The following is an 18,821-nucleotide window of genomic DNA, read 5'->3' on the forward strand; positions in this document are numbered from 1 at the left end:
ACCATCCGCCCCGCCGACCTGATCGAGAGCGTCGCCGACGCGTTGCAGTTCATCAGTTACTATCACCCGATGGACTATATCCGCGCGCTGGGAGAGGCTTACGAGGCGGAGCAGGGACCGGCGGCGAAGGACGCGATCGCGCAGATCCTGACCAACAGCCGGATGTGCGCGGAGGGGCATCGCCCGATCTGCCAGGACACCGGGATCGTCACCGTCTTCGTCAAATGGGGGCAGGATTGCCGGCTGGACGGCGACCGGTCGCTCCAGGAGGTCGTCGACGAGGGGGTCCGGCGCGCCTACCTCCATCCCGAAAACAAGCTGCGCGCGTCGATCCTCGCCGATCCCGCCTTCACCCGCCGCAACACCAAGGACAACACGCCGAGCGTGCTCCACGTCGAGATGGTGCCGGGGGCGCGGGTGTCCGTCGACGTTGCGGCCAAGGGCGGCGGATCCGAGAACAAGTCGAAGTTCAAGATGATGAACCCCAGCGATTCGATCGTCGACTGGGTGCTGGAAATGATCCCCCAGATGGGCGCGGGCTGGTGCCCGCCGGGGATGCTGGGCATCGGCATCGGCGGGACCGCGGAAAAGGCGATGCTGCTCGCCAAGCAATCGCTGATGGGCGCGATCGACATGGGACAGCTGAAGGCGCGCGGGCCCCGCAACGACATCGAGGCGCTGCGCATCGAGCTGATGGACAAGGTCAACGCGCTGGGCGTCGGTGCGCAGGGGCTGGGCGGCCTGTCGACGGTGCTCGACGTCAAGATCCTCGACTGGCCGACGCATGCCGCGTCGAAGCCGGTCGCGATGATCCCCAATTGCGCCGCCACCCGCCACGCGCATTTCACGCTCGACGGCTCGGGGCCGGTGTATCTCGAGGCGCCGAAGCTCGCCGACTGGCCGCAGGTGAACTGGACGCCGGACGAGGCCGCGATCCGCGTCGACCTCGACACGCTGACGCCCGAGGTGGTGGCGACGTGGCAGCATGGCGACCGCCTGCTGCTCAACGGCAAGATGCTCACGGGGCGCGATGCCGCGCACAAGCGCATCGCCGACATGCTGGCGAAGGGGGAGCCGCTGCCGGTCGATTTCGCCGGGCGCGTGATCTATTATGTCGGCCCGGTCGATCCGGTCGGGGAGGAGGTCGTCGGGCCGGCCGGCCCCACCACCGCGACGCGGATGGACAAGTTCACGCGCATGATGCTGGACCAGGGCCTGCTGGCGATGGTCGGCAAGGCGGAGCGCGGCCCCGACGCGACCAGGGCGATCGCCGAGGGCAAGAGCGCCTATCTGATGGCGGTCGGCGGCGCGGCCTATCTGGTGGCGCGCGCGATCAAGGGCAGCCGGGTGGTCGGGTTCGAGGACCTGGGCATGGAGGCGATCTACGAATTCGAGGTCAGCGATTTCCCGGTGACCGTCGCGGTCGACAGCGAGGGCCGGAACGTCCACCAGCTCGCGCCGCTGGTCTGGCGCGACAAGATCGCGCGCGAGGGGCTGCTGACGCCGGCCTGAGGCAAGGGCGCGACGCGCCGTCACGCGGGTCGCGGCCGTCGTTCGGTCCGGCAACTCCGCGCCGCTGCTGTTGAACGGTGCCCCTCTCTGTATCGATCGGAAGCGAGACCGCGCGATCCACCAGTTCCTCCCCTGCATTCGCAGGGGAGGGGGACCATTCGCGCCGGCGAATGGTGGAGGGGCAGCCCAACAGGACCATCGCCCGTGACTGCCCCTCCCCCCGGCTGCGCCGCGCGGCCTCCATCCCCCTGCCGGGGCAGAAGGGGCGGGATCGCGCAAGGGCGGGCGTTCGCGCGCCGGGCCCGAAACGAAAGAAGGGCGCCGGACGCCTCCCGGCAGCCCGACACCCTTCAAACATGGTCAGCGGCCGGAGAGCTCCAGCCCGGGAAACCATGGGACTTCCGTAACCCTCGTCACGCCGTTGATTGGGAGAGGATACTCCCCGACGCGCATCAACGGGTGTTAGAAGCCGGTCCCCCGAACGAACCGAACCGAACTCACTGCTGAACCATGAGACATCGGATCACCTCCTTTCGCATGTGGATTGCCATGCGACCGGACCCCGGCCGCACCCGCAATGTGCGCATGTCCGCGGGCACATGCAAGACCGGAAATGCGCGGAAATCGGCGAACCGTATCCGGCAGCGGGACGTGGCCGCCTGCGGGCGTCAGCCGCGGCAATCCTCCGTCACGCGCTCGATCTCCGCCCAGGCGGGGACGACCAATGTCGCCGCACCGCCGCGTTCGATCACGAAGCGCCCCCGGCTGAACCCGATCGCATCGAGCAGGCCGTCGGTCGCGGCGAGCGTGATCCCCGCTGCGGCAGCGCCGGGCTGCACCGGCAGGGTCCGCACGAGGCTGGAGGTGCGGATCGTCAGCGGCGCCGCGCCGCCACCGGCGACCGTCATGCCGATGCGCCGCGTCGCGCGGTCGCAGCGCAACGTCAGCAGCGCATCGCCACCGGCGGCGCCGAAGCGCGCGACGCTGCCCCCGGGCTCGGCGCGATAGGTCCAGTCCCCGGGCGTAAGCGGCCAGTCGCGCCAGTCGGACGATGCGGTCGGCACCGGCGGGGGTGCGACCGGCACGACCGGCACCGGGGTCGGCGGCGGCGCTGGCGGGGCGGTCTGGGGCACGCAGGCGCCGATGGCGAGCGACAGGATAGGGACAAGGGAACGGCGCATCAGCGGCTTATGGGGTAAGCCCCTGCGCGCCTCAACCCGCCGCGGCGTGGAACCGGCGCGGCCACCGGGCGGTTCACCGGCGTATACAAGAGGAGTATCCGATGTCGACCGACCCGCAGACCACCACCGCCACCCAGTTGCTCGTGCAGGCGAACATCGCCCATGCCCCGAAGGTGGAAAGCCGCGACGGCGATCAGGTCGGATCGGTCTTCGCGCTGATGGTCCACAAGGGATCGGGCCGCACCACGCATGCGGTGCTGAGCCTCGGCGGCTTCCTCGGCATGGGCAAGAGCTTCTATCCGCTGCCCTTCGAGCTGTTGCAGTTCGATCCGGTGCGCGACCTGTACGTCGTGACGATCGACCGCCGGATGCTGGAAGGCGGCCCGAGCTGGTCCAACAATGCGCCGGTCTTCGACCAGGCCTATGCCGATCGCGTGGCGAGCTATTACGCGGTGAGCACCACCAACCTCAGCGCAGGCTAGGCGGCGCGGGGCACGATCCGGTCGAGCGCGTCACCCTCGGCGCGTTCGGCTTCCTCCAGATCATAGCTATTCTGAAGCCGCAGGAAAAATCCCTCCGACATACCGAAATATCGTGTGAGCCGCGCATCGATCGCCGCGTCGATATGCAGCGTGCTGGCGACGATCGCCGCCAGCACATCGGGGTCGATACCGGTCCCGGAGGCAACCTCGTCGATTGGGATGTCCGAGCCGATCAGGAAGTCCTCACGCAGGATGTCGCCCGGATGGACATTATTCAGCCGTTCCTCATCCGCGGTGGTCATCCTCGATCCGGACATCGTCCGCACCTCCGTCAGACCAGCGGAAGGTCACCGCCACTGATCGTCGATCCGCAAACTATATCGTGGTGGTGTGAACCCTTTCAACTGCTCCAGTCGATTGCGGGGTGGCTGGCGCATATCGTCCAGCCGCTCGGCGGCGCCGAGCTGCCGTAATCGTCGCCGCGCTGGGTCGTGAATGTCGGGCGGCAGCCGCCGGACGCGTTTGCCGAGGAAGATCGAGCGAGTGTCGGCGGCAGCGAAGCTGCCGATCATGGCAGTGTCCCTTCCCCTCCACCCATCGCCTGATCTTCGCCGCCGGATTAACGCCGTCCGACGGGGACGCTTATCGCGACCTACCGCCCGCGCCGTCCGCCCATCCGCATCTTCTGTTCCTTGCCGTAGCGGGTCTTGCGGGTGCCGGGCTTGCCCTCGTTGCTGCGCCCCATGATCGGGGCCTTCTGTTCGTCGACGGGCAGGCCCAGCTCCTCGTTCTCCAGCTGGCGGATCTCGTCGCGCAGGCGGCCCGCCTCCTCGAATTCGAGGTCGCTGGCGGCCTTGCGCATCCGCTTTTCGAGATCCTCGATATAGGCGCGCAGGTTGTGGCCGACCATGTGCGGGCGATCCTCGTCGATCGGGATCGTGACCTGGTCGCCCTGGCTGACGTGGGCGATGATGTCGCCGATGTTCCGCCGGATCGTCGTCGGCGTGATGCCGTGGAGGGTATTGTATTCCTCCTGCTTTTCCCGCCGGCGCGCGGTTTCGTTCATCGCGCGTTCCATCGATCCGGTGATCCGGTCGGCGTAGAGGATCACGCGGCCGTCGACGTTGCGCGCGGCGCGCCCGATCGTCTGGATCAGCGAGGTTTCGGAACGCAGGAACCCTTCCTTGTCCGCATCGAGGATCGCGACCAGCCCGCATTCGGGAATGTCGAGCCCCTCGCGCAGCAGGTTGATGCCGATCAGCACGTCGTAGACGCCGAGGCGCAGGTCGCGGATCAGCTCGATGCGCTCCAGCGTCTCGACGTCGCTATGCATGTAGCGGACCTTGATCCCGGCCTCGTGCATATATTCGGTCAGGTCTTCGGACATGCGCTTGGTCAGCGTCGTCACCAACGTGCGATAGCCGAGCGCGGTGGTCTTGTGGCATTCCTGGATCAGGTCCTGCACCTGTTCCTCGACCGGCTTGATCTCGACCGGCGGGTCGATCAGGCCAGTGGGGCGGATGACCTGTTCGGCGAACACGCCGCCGGTCTGCTCCATTTCCCAATTCCCCGGCGTCGCCGACACGCTGACCGTCTGCGGGCGCATCGCGTCCCATTCGTTGAAGCGCAGCGGCCGGTTGTCGATGCACGAGGGCAGGCGGAAGCCGTATTCGGCGAGCGTGATCTTGCGCCGGTGATCGCCGCGCGCCATCGCGCCGATCTGCGGCACGGTCTGATGGCTTTCGTCGACGAACAGCACCGCGTTCTCGGGCAGATATTCGAACAGCGTGGGCGGCGGTTCGCCAGGCAGGCGGCCGGTCAGGAAGCGGCTGTAATTCTCGATCCCCGCACAGCTGCCGGTCGCCGCGATCATCTCGAGGTCGAAGTTGGTCCGCTGCTCCAGCCGCTGCGCCTCGAGCAACTTGCCCTCCGCGACCAGCTCCTTCAGCCGCTCGGCCAGTTCGTGCTTGATCGCATCGCCCGCCTGTTTCAGCGTCGGGCCGGGCGTGACGTAATGGCTGTTGGCATAGACGCGCACGCTGTTGAGCGATGCCACCTTCTTGCCGGTCAGCGGATCGAATTCGGTGATGTCCTCGATATCGTCGCCGAAGAAGCTGATCCGCCAGGCGCTGTCCTCGTAATGCGACGGAAATATTTCGAGCGTGTCGCCCTTCACGCGGAAATTGCCGCGCGCGAAGGCGGCGTCGTTGCGCTTGTATTGCAGGGCGACCAGCTTGCGGACGACCTCGCGCTGGTCGACGGTCGCGCCCTTCTTGAGGTCGAAGATCATCGCCGAATAGGTTTCGACCGAACCGATGCCGTACAGGCACGACACGCTGGCGACGATGATGACGTCGTCGCGCTCCAGCAGCGACCGCGTCGCCGAATGGCGCATCCGGTCGATCGATTCGTTGGTCGACGATTCCTTTTCGATATAGGTGTCGGACCGCGGCACGTACGCCTCGGGCTGGTAATAATCGTAGTAGCTGACGAAATATTCGACCGCATTGTGCGGGAAGAAGCTCTTGAACTCGCCATACAGCTGCGCCGCTAGGATCTTGTTGGGGGCGAGGATCAGCGCGGGCCGCTGCAATTCCTCGATCACCTTGGCCATGGTGAAGGTCTTGCCCGAGCCGGTGACGCCGAGCAGCACCTGGTCCTTTTCCCCCGCCAGCGCGGTGGCGACGAGCTCCTTGATCGCGGTCGGCTGGTCGCCGCTGGGGCTGTATTCGCTGACCAGCGTGAACGGCTTGCCGCCCTCGACCTTGTCGGGGCGGGCGGGGCGATGGGGGACGAAGCTTTCGCCGGTTTCGGGCTCGGCGAGGCTGGTGCGGATCTGGATGGCCATATCGGGAACGGATATGGGGCGGGCGCGAAGGATCGGCAACGCCGGCGAAAGCTTTGCTTCCATTGACCCTGGCGCGCGGGGTCCATAATGCGACCCCTTCGCAAACGATCCGAAGCCGTACCCGCATGACCGACATCCCATCCGATCCCGGCCGCGCGCCCCGGACCCTGCCCGAGACCAAGGCGTTCCTGAACGTCAAGGTCCTGTGGGTGCGGCACTGGAACGACCGCCTGTTCAGCTTCGCGGTCGAACGGCCCGACAGCTTCCGCTTCCGCTCGGGCGAATTCGTGATGATCGGCCTCGACGGCGACGGCGAGGGGGCGAAGCCGATCATGCGCGCCTATTCGATCGCCAGCCCGCATTATGCGGAGGAACTCGAATTCCTGTCGATCAAGGTCGAGGACGGCCCGCTGACGTCGAAGCTCCAGCTGATCCAGCCGGGCGACGAGGTCTATATGGGCAGGAAGCCCACCGGCACGCTGGTCACCGATGCGCTGGTGGGCGGCAAGCGCCTGTTCTTCTTCTCGACCGGCACCGGCCTCGCGCCGTTCCTCAGCCTGGCGCGCGACCCCGACGTCTACAGCATGTTCGATCAGGTGATCCTAGTCCATTCGGTGCGGCAGGTCAGCGACCTTGCCTATCACGACGAATTGCAGGCGCGGCTGGCCGACGATCCGCTGGTGTCGGACGAGGCGCAGGCGCAGTTCCACTATATCCCGACCGTCACCCGCGAACCGTTCCGCACCACCGGGCGGATCGGCGACCTGATCGAGAGCGCGGCGCTGTTCGGCGACCCGGTGCAGGGCGCGAAGAAGCTGGACCCCGAAACCGACCGCATCATGCTGTGCGGATCGATGGCGATGATCCGCGAAACCGCGGCGATGCTGGACGGGATCGGGTTCGAGGAAGGGTCGAACGCCAAGGCCGGCACCTACGTGATCGAGCGCGCGTTCGTCGACTGAAGGCCCCGTCATGGTGCGCGCGGCGAAGGACTGACGCGGGGCGACATTTGCGCCCCTGACGGTTTCGGCCGCCCGCCCCTTGGGCTAGGGCACCGTCATGCCCGATCGCCGCACCCGCCCGTGGACCCCGCACCGCCTTCGCGCGCTGCTGCGATCGCGCGGGCCGACCAGCGTGCGGTTCCGGCGGCGGATCGCGGTCATCATGGGGGCGGTGGCGATCGGCATCGTCGCCGTCCTGTTCGCCGATGCATCGGATGCCACGGGACTGCTGTTCGGCGGCTATGCACGGCGCTGGCACTGGCTGCCGCTGCTGACGACGCCGCTGGGCTTCGTCGCGCTCGTCTGGGTGACGCGGGCGTTCGTGCCGCTGGCGCGCGGCTCCGGCATTCCGCAGGTGATGGCCGCGCGCCCCGATCCGCAGGCGGCGACCGGCGGCCTGATCGCGGTGAAGACGGTGATCGGCAAGGTCGTGCTGACGATGGGCGCGATCCTGTGCGGGGCGAGCGTCGGGCGCGAGGGGCCGACGGTCCAGATCGCGGCGGCGGTGATGGGCGTCAGCCACCGCCTGCTGCGCGTGCCGTTACAGGGCGCGGTGGTGATCGCTGGCGGTGCGGCGGGCGTCGCGGCGGCGTTCAACACGCCGCTGGCGGGCGTGCTGTTCGCGATCGAGGAACTGGCCGCCGCCTATGAGCAGAAGGTGACGTTGCTGGTGCTGTCGTCGATCGTCATCGCCGGCATGGTCGCGCAGAGCCTGGCGGGCGACTACATCTATTTCGGTGCGATCGGCGCGCATCTGTCGACCGCGAGCGCGCTGGTGGTGGTGCCGGTCGCGGGAATCGCGGGCGGCGCGTTCGGCGGCGCCTTCTCGCGCCTCGTGCTGGGGCTGGCGAGCGGGCGCCGTCGCGTGACGCTGTGGACGAAGGCGCATCCGCTGGTGTTCGCCGGGCTGTGCGGCCTGGTGGTGGCGGTGCTCGGCATCGCGACCTCGGGCCTTACCTGGGGCACCGGCTATGCCTCGGCCCGGGCGATGATCGTCGGCGTGGATGCGCCGCTGTGGTTCGGGCCGGCAAAAGCGCTGGCGACGCTCGCCACGGCGGTGGCCGGACTGCCGGGCGGCATCTTCGCGCCCAGCCTCGCCGTCGGTGCGGGCGTCGGCAACCTGTTGCGCGCGCTGTTCCCGGGCGATCCGGCGGCGGCGGTCGTGATCCTCGGCATGGTCGCCTATTTCGCCGGCGTCGTGCGTGCGCCGCTGACCGCGGTCATCATCCTGTCGGAAACGACCGCGAGCCGCGGGCTGCTGCTGCCGATGTTCGCGACCGCGTTCCTCGCCGACTGGGCGAGCCAGCAGGTGTGCCGCGAAAAGCTGTATCACGGCCTCGCCCAGACCTTCCGGCAGGCGTAGCGACGCCGACCGATCAGCGCAGCGCGCGGACCGCGGGCGTATCGAGGCAGCGCAGCATCGCCCCCGGATCCAGCCGCCGGCCCGCTCGCGGCGCGGCATAGGGGGGAACGTCGAACGGCACGCCGATCCGCGCGGGCGCGAAGCCGGTGCCGCCGGTGCAGCGCATCGCCGCGGCGAGCATGCGCGGCGGCGTCAGATAGCCTTCGTACGAGAGGCGGAACGTGCCCCAGTGGATCGGCATCGAGCGCGCCGCGCCCAGCCGCTGGTGGATCAGCACCGCCTCCGCCGGGCCGACGTGGCTGCCGGATCGCATCTGTCCCGGCGCGAAGCGGAACGCGCCGATCGGGATCATCGCGAAGCGGATCGGGCCATAGGCAGCGGCCTCCGCCGGCCACAGGCCGTCGCCAAATCCGGTATCGCCAGCGAAGAAGATGTTGCCGCCGTCTGGCAGCGCGACGACGAAGCTGGACCAGAGCGCGCGATTGCGATCGGTGAACCAGCGGCTGCCCCAATGGTGGTTGCGCGTCACGAACACGCGCGCGCGGTCGCCCGGGCACCAGCTGTCGGGATCGCAGCGGATGTCGGTGCTGGTATCCTCCAGCCCCTGCACGGTCAGCGTCGCATTGCCGCCCCAGTCCAGCCCCATCGCCTTCGCGCCGACCTGGCCGATGACGCTGTCGTTGCCGAGGCTGGTGACGATGGCGGGCCGATCGCGCTGCCACAGGCGGCCCAGCGCCGCCTGGTCGAGATGGTCATAATGATCGTGGCTGACCAGCACGAGGTCGATGCGCGGCAGGTCGTCGAACGCGACGCCCGGCGCCGCGACGCGCCGTGGGCCGAACCCGAACGGGCCGGCGCGTTCCGCATAGATCGGGTCGGTGAGGATGTTGAGCCCGTGCGTCTGGATCAGCACGCTGGCGTGGCCGATCCAGGTCACGACCATGCGGTTTCCCATGATCCGCGCCGCGGGGCGCGACGCCGCGACGGGCACCGCCGCTGGCCAGACGGGGCGACCGTCGTCGCCGGTCAGCTGGCGCCAGAAGAAGCCGGCACGGCCACCGCCGGCCGGCATCCGCAGCGTGTCCTGATCGCCGTCGGGATTGAAGAAGCGCGCGCCGTCGTAATGGTCGCTGCGATCGCCGCGATAATAGATCCGGTCGAGGAAGCGCGGCGCGATCGTCACGACGAGGCCGAGCGCGACGATCAGCAGGAGGAGGATGCCGCCGATGATCTTCAATGCACGCGCCACGGCCGTCCTCTGATATTGATCTGGATCAACGCTGCGATGTGCCGGGGGTTCGATCGCCGGTCAATGCGTCGCGCCCGGCTTGCACTGCGCTGCCGGAGGGGTAGCATCGCGCGGACATGACAGGGGGTTCCATGCGTCGGATTTTTATCGGGTTTCTGCTGGCCGCTGCGGCGTTGCCGATCGCGCCCGCGCTGGCGCGCAAGGTGGCGGTCGACGAGGTGTCGCTGGAACGCGTGCAGGCCATGATGACCGCGGGACAGGCGACCAGCGTCGAGGTGACGCGCGCCTATCTCGACCGGATCGCGGCGATGGACCGCAGGGGGCCGACGCTGCGCAGTGTGATCGCGGTCAATCCCGACGCGCTGGCGCAGGCGAAGGCGCTCGATGCCGAACGCAGGGCCGGGCGGATCCGCGGCCCGCTGCACGGCGTGCCGGTGCTCATCAAGGACAATATCGAGACCGCCGACGCGATGGCGACGACCGCGGGCAGCCTCGCGTTGAAGGACAACGTCACCCGCCGCGACGCGCCGGTGGTGGCGGCGCTGCGCCGGGCGGGGGCGGTGATCCTGGGCAAGACCAACCTCAGCGAATGGGCCAACATCCGCTCGACCCATGCGATGAGCGGCTGGAGCGCGGTCGGCGGGCTGGTGCGCAACCCCTATGCGCTCGATCGCACCGCATGCGGGTCCTCGTCGGGTTCGGGTGCCGCGGTGGCGGCGAGCTTCGCCGCGGCGGCGGTGGGAACGGAGACCGACGGTTCGGTGGTCTGCCCGTCGTCGATCAACGGGCTCGTCGGGCTGAAGCCGTCGATCGGGCTGGTCAGCCGCACCCATGTCGTGCCGATCAGCCATTCGCAGGACACGCCGGGGCCGATGGCGCGCAGCGTGCGCGACGTCGCGATCCTGTTCCAGTTCATGGTCGCGGCCGATCCCGCCGATCCGGCGACCGCGGGCGCGGTGACGCGCGACTATGCCGCCGGCCTGTCGGTCAGCGCATTGTCGGGGATGCGCGTCGCCGTGCTGCGTCCCGAGGGCCTGTCGGCGGACATGGCCGCCCGGTTCGACGCGGCGCTGGCGGTGCTGAAGGGCGCGGGCGCGATCCTGGTCGAGGTGAAGGCGCCCAAGCCCGACGGCATCGGCGACGCCGAATTCACCGTGCTCAAGACCGAGCTGAAATCGGACCTCGACGCCTATCTGGCGACGACGCCGCCCGCGGTGACGGCACGGACGCTCGACCAGCTGATCGCCTTCAACCGCGCGCAGGCGACGACCGAAATGCCCTTCTTCCAGCAGGAGATCTTCGAAGAGGCCGCGAAGACGAAGGGGCTTGCCGACCCGGCCTACAGGACCGCGCGGGCGACGTCGCTGCGTCAGGCGAGCGAGGCGATCGACGGCATGCTGCGCAGCGCCGGCGCGCAGGTGCTGGTCGAGCCGACCTATGCCGGCGCGTGGCTGAGCGACCCAGTCTACGGCGACCAATATGGCGGCCCGTCGTCGTCCGAACTGCCTGCGATCGCCGGCTATCCCAACCTGACCGTGCCGATGGGCCTGGTGAAGGGCCTGCCGGTCGGACTGTCGTTCATCGCGACGCGGGGGGGCGAAGCGACGGTGCTGGGCGCGGGCTATGCCTACGAACAGCGCGCGAAGGCGCGGACGGCACCGCGCTATCTGGCGCAGGCGGACGTGGGGGAGGGGCTGTCGGGCCGGTAGCGGGCGACCCCCGCGTCAGCCGCGCCGCCGCCAGCGCCGCGTCAGCCGCGCCGCCGCCAGCGCCGCGCCAGCCGCGCCTGCCACAGCATCAGCAGCGGCATCCCGCCCAGTTCCATCGCGAGGCCGGCGAGATGCCCGGCGGACGGCGCGCCGACGTTGGCGAGCGATACGAGGCGGGCGCATCCGCCCGCCATCACCAGCGTGCCGAGCAGTCGGAACCGTTCGCCCCGCGCCTCGATCCGGCCGATGCAACTCGCGAACGCGACGCCGACCGCGAGGAAGATGCCGGACAGGTAGCGGAAGTGGCTGTCGAGATCGGTCGGGATCACCGGCGGGCGGCCGAGGAAGCCGGGGCCGTGCAGCACGCCCTGGCCGCCGATGCCGAGCGGGACGAGGCAGGCGAGCGCCACCACCGCCTGCAACAGCCGGCGTTCGCCGCGCGGCGTCACGACAGGATCTCCTTGCGCACATGGATCGCGCGCAGCGACACGCGCACCTCCCACATGAAGGCCGACAGGCAGCAGATCAGCAGCGCGACCGCGACGATGAACGCCAGCGCGATCCAGGTGCCGATATGGAACTTCGCGATGTTGCCGACGAACAGCAAAGCGATCACGATGCAAGCCATCACCGCGCTGGACACGGCGAGGAACAGCGCGCCGTTGATGATCGACATGCGCGCATCGAGCAGGCGCAATTCGCGGATATGGCGTTTCCGGTCGTCGCCGTCGCTGGCGAGCACGCGATCCTCCAGCACCCGCGCGCGGTCGATCACCCGCGCCAGCCGTCCGGCGAGGACGTTGAGGATCTGTCCGATCGCCGCCAGCATGAACACCGGCGCGAGCGACAGCTGGATCGTCTGGGCGATCGTCGAAACCTGAAAGAACGTCGGCATGCGGCGTATCATAGGTCGGTTCACCGCGGACGGAAGGGTGCAGCGCCGGCGGGCGGCGAGGGCGTGGAAGCCTGCACCGCTTGGTAACGGATCGCGGCTATCGCCGGCGGCGTGACCAGGCCGATGTTCCTCGACGACTTCGTGCGGCTGCCGCCGGTGGCGCGCGCGTCGCTGTCCGAGGGGCTGGCGACGGCGATCGATGCGGTCGCGGCGCAGGCGGCGCCGGGCCACGGCTTCCTGCGCTTCGGCTGGTATGCCGCCGCGCTCGCCGCTTATGGCGGGCAGGCGCGCACGCTGGTGGTCGAGGAGGACGGCGTCCCGACGCTGGCGATGCCGCTGGTCGGGCTGGGGCCGCGCTGGCTGCGGATGGCGAGCGTTCCGGGATGCTATTGGCCGTTCCGCAGCTTTCCGCTGGCGCTGGGCGCGGGGGAGCCGGCGTTGCGGGCGGCGCTGGCGACGCTGGCGCGGGCGGTCAACGGCGTGCGGATCGGCCCGGTGTACGACGACGATGCCGCGCTGGCGCCGCTGCTGACGGCGGCGCGCGCCGCCGGCTGGGCGACGATCGACCGGTTCGTCGCCGACAGCTGGCTGCTCGACATGGCGGCGTTGCGTGCTGCGGGGGACTGGCCGCGCGGGTCGACGCTGCGCAAGAACCGCTCTCACGAACGGCATCTCGCGGCGCATGGCGCACCCGGCTGGCACATCCTCGGCGCGGGTGACTGGCCGGCGGCCTTCGACGGCTTCGCGCGGATCGAGACGGCGAGCTGGATCGCGACGCGCACCGACGGGTCGGATGCGAAATTCACCGCCGGCGGCCATGGCGCCTTCTGGCGCGCGGCCGCCGCCGATCCGGCGATCGCCGCGATGATGCACGGCGCGATGCTGACGATCGACGCGGTGCCCGCCGCCTTCGCCTTCGATCTGGAGGCGGGCGACCTGCGCTATGCGATCGCCAACAGCTATGACGCCGCGTTCGCCAGGCATTCGCCGGGCAAGCTGCTCGGCTATCGGCACCTGTCGGCGGCATTGGCGCGCGGCGTGGCGCGCGTCGACTGGGGGGCGGGCGACAGCGGCTACAAACAGGTCATCGGCGCACGGCGCGGACCGGCGATCCGCGACTGGCTGCTGCTGCGCCCCGGCCTCCCGGCGCGGGCCGGGGGACTGATGCGGGGCTGGTGGCGGCGGTCCGGAAACCCGCGCTGGACGGACCCCGCCGACAGCGCCTAGGCATCGGGGCATCATGCTGGTGTTCCTCGATTTCGAAGCCTCGTCGCTCGCCAAGAAAAGCTATCCGATCGAGGTCGCCTGGGTGTTCGAGGACGGGCGCGAGGAAAGCCACCTGATCCGCCCGCCGCTGCAATGGTCCGACTGGGACGAGGCGGCGGAAGCGATCCACCACATCCCCCGCGCGCTGATCGAGCGCGAAGGCACGCCGCACGATGTGGTCGCCAAGCGGATGGTCAAGGTGCTGACCGGGCACGCGCTGTTCGCCAGCGCGCCCTCGTGGGACGGCAAATGGCTGAGCGCGCTGCTGCGTGCCGCCAAACTGCCGCGCCATGCCCTGCGCCTGCGCGATACCGAGGAGGCGCAGCGCGAAACCGCGACCGCGATCCTGCGCCCGGCGGTACCGGCGGAGCGGCTCGGCATCGCCGTCGCGGACGTCGTCGCGCTCGCGGAGGTGCGCGACCGCGACATGCCCGCGCACCGCGCGCTGGCCGATGCGCGCGAGGAATGGTCCCGCTGGCGTACCGTCCGCGACGCGGCGCAGGATCAGGCGGACAGGGCGATCCAGACCGGCGCGTGATCGCTGCTGCAGTCCCAGCCGCGCACCGCGCGGTCGACCCCCGCGGCGATCAGCCGCGGCGCGATCGACGGGCTGAGCAGCAGATGGTCGATGCGCAGGCCCGCATCGCGCGCATAGGCGTTCCGGAAATACTCCCAGAAGGTGTAGATCGTGGCATCGGGGTGGAGATGCCGGACCGCATCGGTCCACCCCTGTGCGACCAGCCGTGCGAAGGCGTCGCGCACCGCGGGGACGAACAGTGCGTCCTCGCCCCAGCGTTCGGGTTTGTAGACGTCGCGCGGGGTCGGCATGACGTTGAAATCGCCCAGCAGCACCACCGGCGCGCCGCTGGCGACCAGCGTCGCGGCATGCGCGGCCAGCGCGTCGAACCAGCGCAGCTTGTATTCGAACTTCGGCCCCGGCCGCGGGTTGCCGTTGGGCAGATAGAGGGCACCGAACAGCACGCCGCCGATCGCCGCCTCGAGATAGCGGCTCTGGGCGGGATCGGGATCGCCGGGCAGGCCGCGGCGCGTCTCCACCGGCGCGCCGATGCGGCTGAGCAGCGCGACGCCGTTCCAGCGCGACTGGCCGTGCCAGATCGCCTCATAGCCCGCGTCGGCAAGGGCGAGGCGCGGGAATTTCGTATCGGGCGCCTTCAGCTCCTGTAGCGCGACGACGTCCGGGCGCGCCTCGGCCAGCCAGCGCAGCAGCACCGGCAGCCGGCCGTTGATGCCGTTGACGTTGTAGGTCGCGATCTTCACGCCGGATCAAGCGCACGACGACGACGGCGCGTTCCGGTCGGGTGCCCTCTTCCCCGGCGCGGGTATGGAATGATAGGGATGGGCATGGCCGAGATCATCAACCTGCGCCACGCGCGCAAGGCACGGGCACGCACCGTCGCGGATACGACCGCGGCGGCGAATCGCGCGAAGTTCGGACGCACCGGGGCGGAGCGCGCCGCCGATGAGCAGGCCCGCGCCGCGATCGAGCGGACGCTCGACGGTGCCCGGCGCGAGGAGTGAGCGGCGCCGTCAGACGCTGCGGCGCACCCGCCACGCCATGAACGCGACCAGCGCGGCGAGCCCGAACCAGGTCAGCGCATAGACCGCGTGGCTGTTGCGGAAGCGGATCACCGTCAGCCCGCCGCGCGGCCAGCCGGCTTTCGGTTCGCTCGCATCGACGAAATAGGGAGCGATCGTGCCGAGCCGCCGGGCTGCGGCGATGGCGGCGACGTCGCGCGAATACCAGCGGTCGCCCGCCGGATCGTTGCGGCGCAGGAAGCCGCCGCCCGGTTCGGTGACGCGCAGCAGCCCGCGGATCGTCTGTCGCCCGGTAGAGGGCGCCACCCGTCCGCGCCGCTCGGCGGGTACGAAGCCGCGGTTGACCAGCAGCGCGAAGCCGCGGTCGGTGTCGAACGGGGTCAGCATCCAATATCCGCCGCCGAGTTCGGTCACCGCCTGGACATAGGTGTCGGCGCGCTGCCGGTAGCGGCCGCTGGCGAGGACGGGGGTATAGGCGGCGGCGGGCCCGATCGCGCGCCATCCAGGCGGGCCGGGGACGGGGACGGGCGGCTGGTGCAGCTTGCGCTCGGTCTGCGCGATCAGCGCCAGCTTCCACGTCCGCCGCTGCACCTGCCACACGCCGAGCCCGACGAGCAGCACGATCGTCGCGAGCAGCAGCGCCGCGACGACGCCGCGCCGGGTCACGAGGCGATCCGGCGCGGCGCGGCCATCACATCGCGCCCATGTCTCCGGACGCCATGCCCGGCATCATGTTGGCGTTCATGTGGAACATCACCCACAGCGATCCGGCGAGGCAGATGGTGACCACGATGATCGTGAAGATCAGCGCCATCAGCGTCCAGCCGTTCTCCGACTTCGAATTCATGTGGAGGAAATAGACCATGTGGACGACGATCTGGACCAGCGCGAAGACCATGACGATCCCGGCGGTGATCCGCGTGTCGGTGATGATCCCGCTCATCACCAGCCCGAAGGGGATGGCGGTGAGGATCACCGACAGCACGAAACCGGTCACATAGTCGCGGCGGGTGCCGTGCGCGCCCTCGGTCGAATGGCCGTGGCCGTGTGCCCCGTCGGGCGAGGGGCCGTGTGCTCCATCGGCCGAATGGCCGTGTGCCCTGTCCGCGTTCATCGCAGCACTCCCAGCAGGTAGACGAAGGTGAAGACGCCGATCCAGATCACGTCGAGGAAGTGCCAGAACAGCGACAGGCATTGCAGCCGCCGCTGGTTGGCGGCGATCAGCCCCTTGCGGCCGACCTGTACCATCAGCGTCACCAGCCAGATCAGGCCGAAGGTGACGTGCAGTCCGTGCGTGCCGACCAGCGTGAAGAACGCCGACAGGAAGGCGCTGCGCTGCGGCCCGGCGCCCTCGTGGATCAGGTTGGCGAATTCGTACAGCTCGATGCACAGGAAGGCGAGGCCGAACAGTCCGGTGACCGCCAGCCAGCCCTGCACGGCGCGGACCTTGCCGTCGTTCATCGCCAGCATCGCGAAGCCGTAGGTGATCGACGACAGCAGCAGCATCGAGGTGTTGAGCGCCACCAGCGGCAGCTCGAAGATCTCGTGCGGCTGCGGTCCGCCGGCATAGGCGCCGCCGAACACGCCATAGGCCGCGAACAGCATGGCGAAGATCAGGCAGTCGCTCATCAGGTACAGCCAGAAGCCCAGCATCGTGCTGCCGCCGGCGTCGTGATGATGTTCGTCGGTCTCGTAGAAGACCGGGGCCTGCGTGCCCGGGGGAATGGTCGCTTCGCTCATGTCCTTCAGGCCCCCGCTACCGCTGTACGCGCTTCCAGCTGCCGGGTGCGCACGTCCTCGGCGGCGGTCACCTCGCTGGCGGGAATGTAATAATCCCGGTCGTAGTTGAAGGTGTGGCCGATCGCGGTGGCCAGCAGCCCGACGAACGCCAGCCCGGCGAGCCACCAGATGTACCAGATCATCGCGATCGCGAAGACCATCGAGAAGCCTGCGAGGATGATCCCCGCGCCGGTGTTGCGCGGCATGTGGATGTCGCGGAAGCCGGTGACGGGCCGTTCGGCGTTGTTCGACTTCATGTCGTACCAGGCGTCGAGGTCGCGCACGACGGGGGTGAAGGCGAAATTATACGCCGGCGGCGGCGACGACGTCGCCCATTCCAGGCTGCGGCCGTTCCACGGATCGCCCGTGAAGTCGCGCAGGCTCTCGCGGTTGCGGAAGCTGACGTAGAACTGGATCAGGAAGGCGGCGATGCCGACCGCGATCATCGCCGCGCCGATGCCGGCGATGATGAACCAGATCTGCAACGACGGGTCGTCGAAGTGGCGCAGGCGCCGCGTCACGCCCATCAGGCCGAGCACGTACAGCGGCATGAACGCGACGTAGAAGCCGATCACCCAGAACCAGAAGCTGATCGTGCCCCACTTCTTGTCGAGCTTGAAGCCGAACGCCTTGGGGAACCAGTAGTTGATCCCCGCGAACATCCCGAACAGCACGCCGCCGATGATGACGTTGTGGAAGTGCGCCACCAGGAACAGCGAATTGTGCAGCACGAAGTCGGCGGGCGGCACCGCGAGCAGCACGCCGGTCATCCCGCCGATGACGAAGGTTATCATGAACGCGATCGTCCACATCATCGGCAGCTCGAAGCGGATCCGCCCCTTGTACATGGTGAACAGCCAGTTGAAGATCTTCGCGCCCGTCGGGATCGAGATGATCATCGTTGTGATGCCGAAGAACGAATTGACGCTCGCCCCCGACCCCATGGTGAAGAAGTGGTGCAGCCAGACGAGATAGGCGAGGATGGTGATGACCAGCAGAGCGTAGACCATCGACGTATAGCCGAAGATCCGTTTGCTGCAGAAGGTCGAGGTGACCTCGCTGAACACGCCGAAGGCGGGCAGGATCAGGATGTACACCTCCGGGTGGCCCCAGATCCAGATCATGTTGGTGTACATCATGGGGTTGCCGCCCATGGTGTTGGTGAAGAAGTGCGTGCCGAGGTAGCGGTCGAGGCTGAGCAGCGCGAGCACGGCGGTCAGCACCGGGAAGGCGGCGACGATCAGCACGTTGGTGGCGAGCGCCGACCAGGTGAAGATCGGCATCTTCATCAGCCCCATGCCGGGAGCGCGCATCTTGACGATGGTGGCCAGCAGGTTGACGCCGGACAACAGCGTCCCGACACCCGCCACCTGCAACGCCCATATGTAATAGTCGACACCGACATCGGGCGAATAGTCGAGCCCCGACAGCGGCGCCATCGCCAGCCAGCCGGTCCGCGCGAACTCGCCGACGAACAGGCTGACCATGACGATCGCGGCACCCGCCGCGGTCATCCAGAAGCTGAAGTTGTTGAGGAACGGGAAGCTGACGTCGCGCGCGCCGATCTGGAGCGGGACGACGTAGTTCATCAACCCGGTCACGAACGGCATCGCGACGAAGAAGATCATGATGACGCCGTGCGCGGTGAACACCTGGTCGTAATGGTGCGCGGGCAGGTAGCCGTCGTTCGCGCCGAACGCGATCGCCTGCTGGATGCGCATCATGATCGCGTCGGAAAAGCCGCGCAGCAGCATGACGATGCCGAGGATCATATACATGATCCCGATCTTCTTGTGGTCCACCGAGGTGAACCATTCCTTCCACAGATACCCCCACACCTTGAAATAGGTGAGGGCGCCGACCACCGCCGCGCCGCCGATCGCGACCATGGCGAAGGTCGCGATCAGGATCGGTTCGTGGATCGGGAAGCTTTCGAGCGTCAGCCGCCCGAAGATGGTCTTGAGCAATGCGTCGGACAT

General features: G+C 68.8%; 20 protein-coding genes. 8 read left to right on the top strand and 12 right to left on the bottom strand.

The window, feature by feature from the left end; genetic code table 11:
- Positions 1-3 precede the first annotated feature (3 nt).
- Positions 4-1,512 carry a fumarate hydratase gene (locus LPN01_RS18085; protein WP_262829843.1) on the top strand — a complete coding sequence of 503 codons (1,509 nt, stop codon included), beginning with the start codon at positions 4-6 and terminating at the stop codon, positions 1,510-1,512.
- A gap of 668 nt (positions 1,513-2,180) precedes the next feature.
- On the opposite strand, the gene LPN01_RS18090 is transcribed toward LPN01_RS18085, so the two are convergent.
- On the bottom strand, positions 2,181-2,693 hold the full coding sequence (locus tag LPN01_RS18090) for a hypothetical protein (RefSeq protein WP_262829809.1): 513 nt from the start codon (positions 2,691-2,693) through the stop codon (positions 2,181-2,183).
- A 101-nt stretch (positions 2,694-2,794) separates the two neighbouring features.
- On the opposite strand from LPN01_RS18090, the gene LPN01_RS18095 reads away from it, so the two are divergent.
- A complete protein-coding gene (locus LPN01_RS18095; RefSeq protein ID WP_262829810.1) occupies positions 2,795-3,175 on the top strand; it encodes a PRC-barrel domain-containing protein in 381 nt (126 codons plus the stop codon).
- Here the strand turns inward: LPN01_RS18095 and LPN01_RS18100 are convergent.
- The 3 genes from LPN01_RS18100 to uvrB form a co-directional block, all read right to left on the bottom strand.
- The gene (locus LPN01_RS18100; RefSeq protein ID WP_262829811.1) at positions 3,172-3,477 is read right to left on the bottom strand and encodes a HigA family addiction module antitoxin; all 306 of its coding nucleotides are present in this window, start codon (positions 3,475-3,477) and stop codon (positions 3,172-3,174) included. The genes LPN01_RS18095 and LPN01_RS18100 overlap by 4 nt on opposite strands.
- Before the next feature lie 45 nt (positions 3,478-3,522).
- On the bottom strand, positions 3,523-3,747 hold the full coding sequence (locus tag LPN01_RS18105) for a type II toxin-antitoxin system RelE/ParE family toxin (RefSeq protein ID WP_262829812.1): 225 nt from the start codon (positions 3,745-3,747) through the stop codon (positions 3,523-3,525).
- A gap of 80 nt (positions 3,748-3,827) precedes the next feature.
- The gene (uvrB, locus tag LPN01_RS18110) at positions 3,828-6,023 is read right to left on the bottom strand and encodes an excinuclease ABC subunit UvrB (protein WP_262829813.1); all 2,196 of its coding nucleotides are present in this window, start codon (positions 6,021-6,023) and stop codon (positions 3,828-3,830) included.
- A gap of 125 nt (positions 6,024-6,148) precedes the next feature.
- Between uvrB and LPN01_RS18115 the strand changes: the two genes are divergently transcribed.
- Both LPN01_RS18115 and LPN01_RS18120 read left to right on the top strand, forming a co-directional pair.
- Positions 6,149-6,985, top strand: coding sequence for a ferredoxin--NADP reductase (locus tag LPN01_RS18115; protein WP_262829814.1), 837 nt, complete (start codon positions 6,149-6,151; stop codon positions 6,983-6,985).
- 97 nt (positions 6,986-7,082) lie between these two features.
- Positions 7,083-8,387 carry a chloride channel protein gene (locus LPN01_RS18120; protein ID WP_262829815.1) on the top strand — a complete coding sequence of 435 codons (1,305 nt, stop codon included), beginning with the start codon at positions 7,083-7,085 and terminating at the stop codon, positions 8,385-8,387.
- A 13-nt stretch (positions 8,388-8,400) separates the two neighbouring features.
- Here LPN01_RS18120 and LPN01_RS18125 read toward each other — a convergent pair whose 3' ends face one another.
- The gene (locus tag LPN01_RS18125) at positions 8,401-9,636 is read right to left on the bottom strand and encodes an MBL fold metallo-hydrolase (protein WP_262829816.1); all 1,236 of its coding nucleotides are present in this window, start codon (positions 9,634-9,636) and stop codon (positions 8,401-8,403) included.
- 116 nt (positions 9,637-9,752) lie between these two features.
- On the opposite strand from LPN01_RS18125, the gene LPN01_RS18130 reads away from it, so the two are divergent.
- Complete coding sequence (locus LPN01_RS18130; protein ID WP_262829817.1) at positions 9,753-11,345, top strand: amidase; 1,593 nt, start codon at positions 9,753-9,755, stop codon at positions 11,343-11,345.
- Positions 11,346-11,386: 41 nt separating this feature from the next.
- Here the strand turns inward: LPN01_RS18130 and LPN01_RS18135 are convergent, their stop codons facing one another.
- Complete coding sequence (locus tag LPN01_RS18135; protein ID WP_262829818.1) at positions 11,387-11,794, bottom strand: DUF4345 domain-containing protein; 408 nt, start codon at positions 11,792-11,794, stop codon at positions 11,387-11,389.
- Positions 11,791-12,240 carry a DUF2721 domain-containing protein gene (locus tag LPN01_RS18140; RefSeq protein WP_262829819.1) on the bottom strand — a complete coding sequence of 150 codons (450 nt, stop codon included), beginning with the start codon at positions 12,238-12,240 and terminating at the stop codon, positions 11,791-11,793. Before LPN01_RS18140 ends, LPN01_RS18135 begins: the two co-directional genes overlap by 4 nt.
- A 111-nt stretch (positions 12,241-12,351) precedes the next feature.
- Here LPN01_RS18140 and LPN01_RS18145 point away from each other — a divergent pair, with 111 nt between their 5' ends.
- On the top strand, positions 12,352-13,467 hold the full coding sequence (locus LPN01_RS18145) for a GNAT family N-acetyltransferase (RefSeq protein WP_262829820.1): 1,116 nt from the start codon (positions 12,352-12,354) through the stop codon (positions 13,465-13,467).
- A gap of 13 nt (positions 13,468-13,480) precedes the next feature.
- Complete coding sequence (locus LPN01_RS18150; RefSeq protein ID WP_262829821.1) at positions 13,481-14,044, top strand: transcriptional regulator; 564 nt, start codon at positions 13,481-13,483, stop codon at positions 14,042-14,044.
- Here the strand turns inward: LPN01_RS18150 and LPN01_RS18155 are convergent.
- Positions 14,011-14,784: an exodeoxyribonuclease III gene (locus LPN01_RS18155; protein WP_262829822.1), complete on the bottom strand. Its 774-nt coding sequence runs from the start codon at positions 14,782-14,784 to the stop codon at positions 14,011-14,013. The genes LPN01_RS18150 and LPN01_RS18155 overlap by 34 nt on opposite strands.
- An 84-nt stretch (positions 14,785-14,868) precedes the next feature.
- Here LPN01_RS18155 and LPN01_RS18160 point away from each other — a divergent pair, with 84 nt between their 5' ends.
- The gene (locus LPN01_RS18160; protein ID WP_262829823.1) at positions 14,869-15,045 is read left to right on the top strand and encodes a DUF4169 family protein; all 177 of its coding nucleotides are present in this window, start codon (positions 14,869-14,871) and stop codon (positions 15,043-15,045) included.
- 9 nt (positions 15,046-15,054) lie between these two features.
- Here LPN01_RS18160 and LPN01_RS18165 read toward each other — a convergent pair whose 3' ends face one another.
- The 4 genes from LPN01_RS18165 to cyoB are packed head-to-tail and all read right to left on the bottom strand — an operon-like array spanning position 15,055 to position 18,821.
- On the bottom strand, positions 15,055-15,729 hold the full coding sequence (locus LPN01_RS18165; protein WP_262829824.1) for an SURF1 family protein: 675 nt from the start codon (positions 15,727-15,729) through the stop codon (positions 15,055-15,057).
- A gap of 25 nt (positions 15,730-15,754) precedes the next feature.
- The gene (cyoD, locus tag LPN01_RS18170) at positions 15,755-16,177 is read right to left on the bottom strand and encodes a cytochrome o ubiquinol oxidase subunit IV (RefSeq protein WP_262829825.1); all 423 of its coding nucleotides are present in this window, start codon (positions 16,175-16,177) and stop codon (positions 15,755-15,757) included.
- Positions 16,174-16,803, bottom strand: coding sequence for a cytochrome o ubiquinol oxidase subunit III (cyoC, locus tag LPN01_RS18175; RefSeq protein WP_262829826.1), 630 nt, complete (start codon positions 16,801-16,803; stop codon positions 16,174-16,176). Before cyoC ends, cyoD begins: the two co-directional genes overlap by 4 nt.
- Before the next feature lie 5 nt (positions 16,804-16,808).
- Positions 16,809-18,821, bottom strand: a complete 2,013-nt coding sequence (gene cyoB / locus LPN01_RS18180) for a cytochrome o ubiquinol oxidase subunit I (protein ID WP_262829827.1) — start codon at positions 18,819-18,821, stop codon at positions 16,809-16,811.

Source organism: Sphingomonas sp. A2-49, from assembly GCF_025548555.1.
GTDB lineage: Bacteria > Pseudomonadota > Alphaproteobacteria > Sphingomonadales > Sphingomonadaceae > Sphingomonas.